Here is a 7,810-nt window from a genome sequence, read left to right as displayed (position 1 = left end):
CCGGACCGCCGTGGAGACGTCCATGGAGACCGTGGACGACGCACTGGACGGCGCCCCGCACCCCGACGAGCTGGCGGGAGCCGTGCTCGCGCTGGTCGCCGTGGCGCGGCCGGCCCCCGGGGAGCTGCCGTGGCTGGCCGAGCTCGCGCTGCCCGACGCCGACGGCGGCTGGGCGCCCGCCGGGGAGCTGGTTCGGCCGGGGTCGGCGCTCGCCGCCGTCCTGGCCCCCGGCTCGCTGGGGCTGCTCGACGCGGAGACCGCAGCGACGGCCGATCCGGAGGCGTTGCGTGCCGTCGGCGTCCTCGACACGTTCGCGCTCGTGCGGGCCACCGATCCCGACGAGCTCGACGTGGACGACGCGGACCGCTGGGCCGACGCCGTCCTCGACCGGCTGCCGGCCGACGCCCCGCCACCGGAGTGGCCCCCGCTGACCGCGGTCCGGGACCTGGAGCTGGTGGACGACTGGGCCGGTGCGCTCCCGTTGCTGGCCCGGCTGCCGGCCGAGGCCAGGGCCGACGTCGTCGTCGGCGGGCTGAGCGCACGGGGCTACCTGCGCTGGTGGCTGCGCACCCACCCCGTGCTCGCCGGTGTGCGGCCCGACCGGCTCCGGCACCCGGACGGGACGGAGTTACAGGGACTGTACGAACCAGCAGCAGCCGGCCCCGAGGTCCTGGAGCTGCTGCGACCGCCGGCCAGGCTCGACGACGTGCTGGCCGATGTCGACGACGCGATCGAGCTCCTCGACCGTCTCGGGGATCCCGCGCGGACGGTGCGCCCGGAGGTGCTCAGGACCGTCTACGCCCGCCTGGCCGCTGCCCTCGACGGCATCGACGCCGATCCGCCCGACCGGGTCCGGGTCGCGCCGGACCGGGTCGCCGAGGACGCGGTCGTCCTGGATGCGCCGTATCTACTGCCACTGGTCGATCTGCCCGTGGTGCCGGGTGGGGGAGCGCCCGGCGCGGTGGCCGACCTGCTGGACCTGCCCATGGCGAGCGAGGTGGTGACCGCGCCGTCGCCCACCGGGGGGCGGCGGGTGGCATGGGCGGAGCTGCCCGGCGCGGCGCTGGCAGGGGCCCGCCTCGGCCGTCAGGAGCTGACCGGCGAGGTCGCCGTCCACGACACGCTCACCGTGGGCGGGCGGCGGGTCGCCTGGTGGCCCGAGGGGGACGTCGACCACGTCGACGGGTCGGCGACCGCCCTCGGGCGGGCCCTGGCCTGGCGGGCCGGGGACTGGGCGAAGCGGCAGGCGCTCGCGGAGGCGTTCGCCCTACCCGACCGCGCCGGCGAGCTCGCCGCCGAGGACGCGGTGGGGGAGTGACGGGGTCCTCCTACTGGCCCCAGCGGGGGATGGCGGACGCACCGGGCGCGTGACCGTGCGTCGAGGGGCGCCCGCCGCGCCGTCCCCCGGCCGCCCGGGGGCCGGGGGTGGGGTGGACCGAGCTCCAGCACTCGTAGAGCGACAGCCAGTGCTCGGCGGTCAGCGCTGCCGCGCGGGCGGTCGGCGGCAGCTGTTCCTGGCGCAGCCAGCGGACACCGGCGGTGCCCGGCAGCTGCGCGCGCAGCACGGCCCCGAGGGGAGCGGAGGACGAGGCGAGGACGGCGCCGGCGAGCCGGTCGAACGCCGCGCTCTCGGACTCGGGGAGCGCGGCGCGGGCGGCGGCTGCTGGGCCGTCGAGGGTGGGACGTGACACGGGGTGCCTCCGGACGAGATCGACAGCGGTGCCCGGGGCACGGCAGCGCCGCGCCGCGCGGGCAGGGGAGGGGGAAGAGGACGTCCCGGAGAGACCACGGGACGCAGGACGGCGGGCCAGGGGCCCGCGGGCGTCAGCTCAGACGGTGCGCGTGCGCACGGAGGACCGCATGCCGGGAACCGTAGGGAGGGTCACCGTCAGCCGTCGAGGGAATTACCGCCGGCCTTCTCCGCCTGGCGGGCCCGGTGGGCCTCCCAGCGGACCCGGTCGCGCTCCCGGGCGGCGGCGCCGCGCTCCCACTTCTCCGCACGCCGCCGGGACCTGGCGTTCTCGCGCTCCTCGTACGTCGGGTGCTGGTCCCAGTTGCGGGCGAGGAACACGCAGACCAGGACCGTGACACCGAGGATGACGACGAACGCGGCGATGATCGGGTCCAGGGAGCGGAACGCGAGCACCGTTCCCGCAGCCCAGAGGACGAACGCCAGTCCCAGGCCTGCGCTGCCTCGTCCGCGCGGCTTCCGGGCCTCTGTCACGGGGCCAGTATCCGCCTCGCCGGCGGGCTCCGGCGGGGTGCCCGCCGGCGTGACACCTGCGACTGGCGTGATCGTGGGGGCCTTGCGGTCCGGGGCTTAGGTCCTTACCGTCAGGGGCGCGGTTCAACAGTCAGCCGTTTGTTGCCAGTGCTGGTGCTCCGCTCGCGGAGCGTCGCAGCCGCATCTCCACTGGTCCGGTTTTCTGCTTGAGGAGATTCCCCTGTGACCGCACCGTCCCTCGGCCCCCCCGTCGAAGAACTCGTCACGATCGAGGTCGTCGAGTCCGGGTCCTCGGTGTGCGTGGCCGCCGCCGGTGAGATCGACTCCACCTCGGCGCCGGTGCTGCGTCAGCACCTGGACACGCTCCTCGAGGGCTCGATCTCCGAACTGACCGTCGATCTCGGCCGCGTCACGTTCCTGGACTCCGCCGGGCTCTGCGTCCTGGCCGCGACCCACCGTCGCGCCGTCAAGCAGGACGTCACGATGCGGGTGCTCGCGTCCTCCCGTGCCGTGATCCGCCCGCTGCAGATCACCGGCCTCTGGGAGCTGTTGCACGCCGAGCAGGTGGACGAGAGCTCCCGCACGATCCCGATGCAGCAGGGCGTCGCCTGAACCCTCCGCGAGACCGCCCTGCTCCCGAGGGGGCGTCGTGTCGTTGCACCCGGATCACGTGGCCAACGTCCTCAGGATGCAGCCCGACGCGCTCATGACGTACTTCCTCACCCAGGTGACGGACGAGCACGCGGTCCACGCGCTCCTGCGTGCTGATCGATGGGTCACCTTTCTCGACGAGGAGAGCGGCCGGAGCGTCTTTCCCGTGTGGTCGCACCCGGACTTCGCGAAGGCGTGCGCCGTCGAGGAGTGGGCCGGTACGACCCCCGACGACGTGCCGCTCGACGACTGGTTGAGGTTCCTGTCGCGGCTCGAGGCCGACGGTTCGTTGGTCGCCGTGATGCCCCGGCCCGACGGCAGTCATCTCCTCGTCGAGCCCTCGCGGCACCGCGGCGACCTCGAGAGCTTCCTCGACGGGCCCTGACCCTCGCTACTGACGCACAGGGCGGCTCGGCCGCCGGCGGCGGGGAGTCGTACCGTTTCGGCCACAGCGACGGTCGACCGGCCGCCGTACAGGAGCTGGGAGGACCACCGTGCGAGAAGCGGTCATCTGCGAGCCGATGCGGACCCCGGTCGGGGGGTTCGGCGGATCGTTGCGTGACGTGCCCGTCCAGGAACTCGCGGCGACGGTGATCCGCGCGCTGATGGAGCGCACCGGACTCCCGCCGGACTCGGTGGACGACGTCCTGCTCGGCCACTGCTATCCGACGATGGACGCGCCGGCGATCGGCCGCGTCGCAGCCCTCGACGCGGGTCTCCCGGTCACCGCCTCCGGCATCCAGATCGACCGCCGCTGTGGCTCCGGCCTGCAGGCCGTCCTCTACGCCGCGATGCAGGTGCAGTCCGGCGCCTCCGACGTCGTGCTGGCCGGGGGTGCGGAGTCGATGAGCAACGCCCCCTTCTACTCGACGGCGATGCGGTGGGGCGTCAAGCCCGGCCCCGGGGTCCTGCTGCAGGACGGCCTCGCCCGGGGCCGGGTGACCGCCGGTGGCCGGAACCACCCGGTGCCCGGCGGCATGCTGGAGACGGCGGAGAACCTGCGCCGCGAGTACAAGATCTCGCGCGAGGAGCAGGACGAGTACAGCGTCCGCAGCCACCAGCGGGCGGCTGCCGCGACGGAGGCCGGCCGGTTCACCGACGAGATCGTGCCGGTGACCGTCAAGGGCCGGAAGAGCGACACCGTCGTCGACCGCGACGAGCACATCCGCCCCGACTCCAGCGTCGAGACCCTCGCCAAGCTTCGCCCGATCATGGGCAAGGACGACCCGGAGGCCACAGTCACCGCGGGCAACGCCAGCGGCCAGAACGACGGCGCGGCCATCGCGATCGTGACCCACCCCGACAAGGCCGCCGAGCTGGGGCTGCGCCCACTGGCTCGACTGGTGTCCTGGGGCGTGGCAGGCGTGCCGCCCAGGACCATGGGCATCGGGCCGGTGCCCGCCACGGCGAAGGCCCTGCAGCAGGCCGACGTCAAGCTCGCCGAGGTCGACCTGATCGAGCTCAACGAGGCATTCGCCAGTCAGGTGCTCGCCGTGACCCGCGAGTGGGGCTTCACCGACAGCGACTTCGAGCGCACCAACGTCAACGGCTCGGGCATCTCCCTCGGCCACCCGGTCGGCGCCACGGGCGGGCGCATCCTGGCGACGCTGCTGCGCGAGATGGACCGCCGCGACGCCCGTTACGGCCTGGAGACCATGTGCATCGGCGGCGGCCAGGGCCTCGCGGCGCTGTTCGAACGGGTGGCCGCGTGACTCAGCGGGTCGCGATCGTCACGGGAGCGGCCCGGGGGATCGGCGCCGCCACCGCCCATCGGCTGGCCGCCGACGGGTTCGCCGTGGCGGTGCTCGATCTGAAGGAGGACGACGCCCGCGACACCGTGGAGGCCATCCAGGCCGCCGGGGGTCGGGCGCTGGCCGTGGGCGCCGACGTCGGCGACGCCGAGCAGGTGCAGGCCGCCGTCGACCGGATCGCCTCGGAACTCGGCCCGCCCGTGGTACTGGTGAACAACGCCGGAGTCACGCGCGACAACATGCTCTTCAAGATGTCCGACGCCGACTGGGACCTCGTCATGCACGTGCACCTGCGCGGGTCCTTCCTCATGGCCCGGGCTGCGCAGAAGCACATGACCCAGGCGACGTGGGGCCGGATCGTGAACCTCTCGAGCACCTCGGCCCTGGGCAACCGTGGCCAGGCCAACTACGCCACCGCGAAGGCCGGCCTGCAGGGCTTCACCAAGACGCTGGCGATCGAACTCGGCAAGTTCGGCGTCACCGTCAACGCGATCGCCCCGGGCTTCATCGTCACCGACATGACGAAGGCGACGGCCGAGCGGATCGGCGAGGAGTGGGAGCCGTACGTGGCCAAGCGGGCCGCGGCGATCCCGGTCGCCCGCGCCGGCCAGCCCGAGGACATCGCCCACACCGTCTCGTACCTGTGCAGCGAGGGCGCGGGGTTCGTCTCCGGTCAGGTCATCTACGTCGCCGGCGGCCCCCGCACCTGAGGAAGAGCCTTCTCCCCGGAAATGGCACGTCCTGCGGGGTGCCATTTCCCCGGAGATGGCGCCGAAGGGGCTCTAGGACGACGGGTCGCGGTCGGGGTAGCGCGCCCGTGCCAGCGCGTAGAGGCCGAAGGCGGCGAACCCGACGGCGACGGCGGTCAGCAGCCAGGGGCCGGCGGCCACGCCCGCGATGGACGCCAGCGCGCCGTCCAGACCGGTCGCCGTGGAGACGTCGGCCGACGTCGCTGCGCGCCACAGCAGCGCGCCGACCAGCGCGAACGCGATCCCCTTGGCGACGTAGCCGATCCGGCCGAGCGTCTCGATGAGCGGCTCCCAGCGGTCGGGGGCGGCGGGGAGGTCGATGTCCTTCATGAAACCGCCGGTGAACCCGCGCACCAGCGTGTAGAGGCCGACGGCGATCACACCGGTGGCCACCGCGGCCACCAGCACCGCGCCGCCGGGGATGCCCAGCGTGTCGTCGGTGAGGTCGCGCAGCCGTTCGTCGGCCTCGTACTCCAGCCCGACGGCGAACAGCAGGGCGGTGATCCCGAGGACGGCGTAGACCAGCGCCTTGGCCAGACACTTCGCGCACACGAGCGCGGTGCGGGTGCGGTGCGCGGGATCGAGCAGCCCGTGCCACCAGAGGAGCACCTCACCGGCCTGCCAGAGGGACAGCGCGAGCATCCCGACGCCGATGGCCCAGAGCAGCACCGCGCCGCCGGGGCCGTCGGCGACGGTCTGCAGGGCCCCGGTCTGGTCTGCGTCCGCTCCGCGCAGGCCCCAGGCCAGCCGGATCGCGAGGTAGGCGATCAGGAAGTGCATGGCGCCGTAGGCGATCAGCCCCACCCGTGCCACGTGCGTCAGAACAGGGTGATCGGTGACCTCGCGGGCACGGTCGACGATCCCGTGCGCGCGGTCGAGCAGCGAGCGACCGGCCACGCTCAGGTGCGCTCGGGATAGCGGGCCCGGACGAAGCAGAACGCCCCGAAGGCGGCGATCCCGATCGCGACGAGGGTGAGCAGGATCCGGCCGAAGGGCAGCTCCAGGATCGTGTGCAGCGCGCCGTCGAGCCCGCGGGCCTTCGACGGGTCGAACGTGATCGCCGCGTAGACGAGCAGGCCGCCGACGACCGCGAGGGCGATGCCCTTGCCGGGGAAACCGATCTGCCCGAGCCGCGTCACCAGCTTCACCGCGCCCGGCGAGGCGTCGCTCGTGTCGATCTGCTTGAGGAAGTGCTTGTTGAGGCCCTTCCGGATGTGCCAGGCGCCCACGCCGACGAGCACCAGTCCGGCCGCGGCAACGAGCCACTGCCCGCCCGGCCAGCTGAAGACACCGGACGTCGTCTCCTGCTGCTGCTGCGAACTGGACGTGCCCGCGCCCGTGGCGAAGCGGATCGCGAGCACCGCGAGCGCGACGTAGACCGCGGCCTTGACCAGGGCGTTGCCCGACTTCCGCAGCGCCTTGGTCCGGGTCTTGCCGGAGGCCGACCACCCGTGCCGCCAGCGCAGCACCTCGGCGGCCTGCCACACCGCGAGCGCGATGAGCCCGACTGCGACCACCCAGAGGAGCGGCTTGCCCAGGGGGGACTCGGCGAGGGTGCGCATGGCGCCCGACTGGTCGGCCGACTCACCGGCGCCCCCGCCCCACGCCAGTTGCAGCGCGAGCCAGGCGACCAGCAGGTGCACGAGCCCGAAGGCGAGCAGTCCGACGCGGGCCAGGTGCTCGAGGCCGTCGCTGTCGCCCGCTTCCTGGGCGGTGCCCGCGGCCCGGCCGGTCGTTCCACGAGCGCTCAACGGACGACTCCTTCGACGGCGGGACCTCAGCGGCTCAGCGTCGCACAGGGACGCGGTGCACTGCCTGCCGGAGCGGAGCCGCCGGTGAGGGACACTGGGTCCGTGGCGAGCGGAGTGACGGGCATCCTGACCAACAGCGCCCCGGACATGGCGTCCCCCGAGGTGGCCCGACGTGCGTGGCCGCAGTGGGTCGTCCTCGGGGTCGGCATGATCACCGTCGCGGTCACCGCGGTCCTCTGGGACGCCGGGGGTGCGCGGCTGCTGCTCGGCGCGATCGGGCTCTTCCTCGCCGTCCGGGGGGTGCTGCTCCTCCGCGGGGCCCGGTCCGGCGCGATGAGCGCCGCGGTCGCCGGCCGTGCGCGCGGTCTGGGGGCGTCCGCCGTCGCCGGGGGAGCCACCGCGCTGGTCGTCGCCGTCGCGTCGGGGGTCGCCGCGGAGTGGGTCCTGCTCCTCGGTGTCCCGCTGCTCCTGCTGCTGGCCGCCGTCGCGCTCCTCTCCCGTCCGGGCGCGGCCCGCCGGGGCGGTCAGGCCCTGCTCGTGTGGGCCGTCCTGGTCACCGGTCTGCTCGTGACCGCCGGGCTGGCCCAGGGCTGGGACCGGGCCGCCGACGTCGCCACCGTGGTCGCGGCCCTCGCCGTGGCCGTCCTGGCCGTGCCGCTCCTGGTCGCCGCCGCCGGGCTCCGG

The 7,810-nt window shown here is 74.1% G+C and carries 9 protein-coding genes and 1 pseudogene; 6 read left to right on the top strand and 4 right to left on the bottom strand.

All coding sequences use genetic code 11. The features are described from left to right. Positions 1–1,318 (top strand): annotated as a pseudogene (locus E4P40_RS24640) (hypothetical protein); the annotation flags it as partial. A gap of 10 nt (positions 1,319–1,328) precedes the next feature. Here E4P40_RS24640 and E4P40_RS24635 read toward each other — a convergent pair. Together E4P40_RS24635 and E4P40_RS24630 are read right to left on the bottom strand one after the other, a co-directional pair. Continuing rightward, positions 1,329–1,691 (bottom strand): hypothetical protein, encoded by a 363-nt coding sequence (locus E4P40_RS24635; RefSeq protein ID WP_135160989.1) that lies wholly within the window; start codon positions 1,689–1,691, stop codon positions 1,329–1,331. 197 nt (positions 1,692–1,888) lie between these two features. Then, complete coding sequence (locus E4P40_RS24630; protein WP_135160988.1) at positions 1,889–2,224, bottom strand: hypothetical protein; 336 nt, start codon at positions 2,222–2,224, stop codon at positions 1,889–1,891. Between the two features lie 222 nt (positions 2,225–2,446). Between E4P40_RS24630 and E4P40_RS24625 the strand changes: the two genes are divergently transcribed. From E4P40_RS24625 to fabG, 4 genes are all read left to right on the top strand, one after another. Further along, a complete protein-coding gene (locus E4P40_RS24625; protein ID WP_135160987.1) occupies positions 2,447–2,836 on the top strand; it encodes an STAS domain-containing protein in 390 nt (129 codons plus the stop codon). 76 nt (positions 2,837–2,912) lie between these two features. Further along, the gene (locus E4P40_RS24620; protein WP_135160986.1) at positions 2,913–3,260 is read left to right on the top strand and encodes a DUF2750 domain-containing protein; all 348 of its coding nucleotides are present in this window, start codon (positions 2,913–2,915) and stop codon (positions 3,258–3,260) included. Between the two features lie 109 nt (positions 3,261–3,369). Continuing rightward, the gene (locus E4P40_RS24615; protein ID WP_135160985.1) at positions 3,370–4,587 is read left to right on the top strand and encodes an acetyl-CoA C-acetyltransferase; all 1,218 of its coding nucleotides are present in this window, start codon (positions 3,370–3,372) and stop codon (positions 4,585–4,587) included. Continuing rightward, positions 4,584–5,336, top strand: coding sequence for a 3-oxoacyl-ACP reductase FabG (gene fabG / locus E4P40_RS24610; RefSeq protein ID WP_135160984.1), 753 nt, complete (start codon positions 4,584–4,586; stop codon positions 5,334–5,336). Before E4P40_RS24615 ends, fabG begins: the two co-directional genes overlap by 4 nt. A 72-nt stretch (positions 5,337–5,408) precedes the next feature. Here fabG and E4P40_RS24605 read toward each other — a convergent pair whose 3' ends face one another. After that, positions 5,409–6,272: a DUF1206 domain-containing protein gene (locus E4P40_RS24605; RefSeq protein ID WP_135160983.1), complete on the bottom strand. Its 864-nt coding sequence runs from the start codon at positions 6,270–6,272 to the stop codon at positions 5,409–5,411. A 2-nt stretch (positions 6,273–6,274) separates the two neighbouring features. Next, entirely contained in the window at positions 6,275–7,126 is an 852-nt protein-coding gene (locus E4P40_RS24600; RefSeq protein WP_135160982.1) for a DUF1206 domain-containing protein, read from the bottom strand. 102 nt (positions 7,127–7,228) lie between these two features. Between E4P40_RS24600 and E4P40_RS24595 the strand changes: the two genes are divergently transcribed. Next, positions 7,229–7,810 (top strand): hypothetical protein (locus E4P40_RS24595; protein WP_209305504.1); only part of this gene is annotated, 582 nt, incomplete at its 3' end.

The organism is Blastococcus sp. CT_GayMR20, from assembly GCF_004570345.1.
Note: the sequence above shows the minus strand (reverse complement) of the source record. Positions and strands in the feature narration are given on the sequence as shown.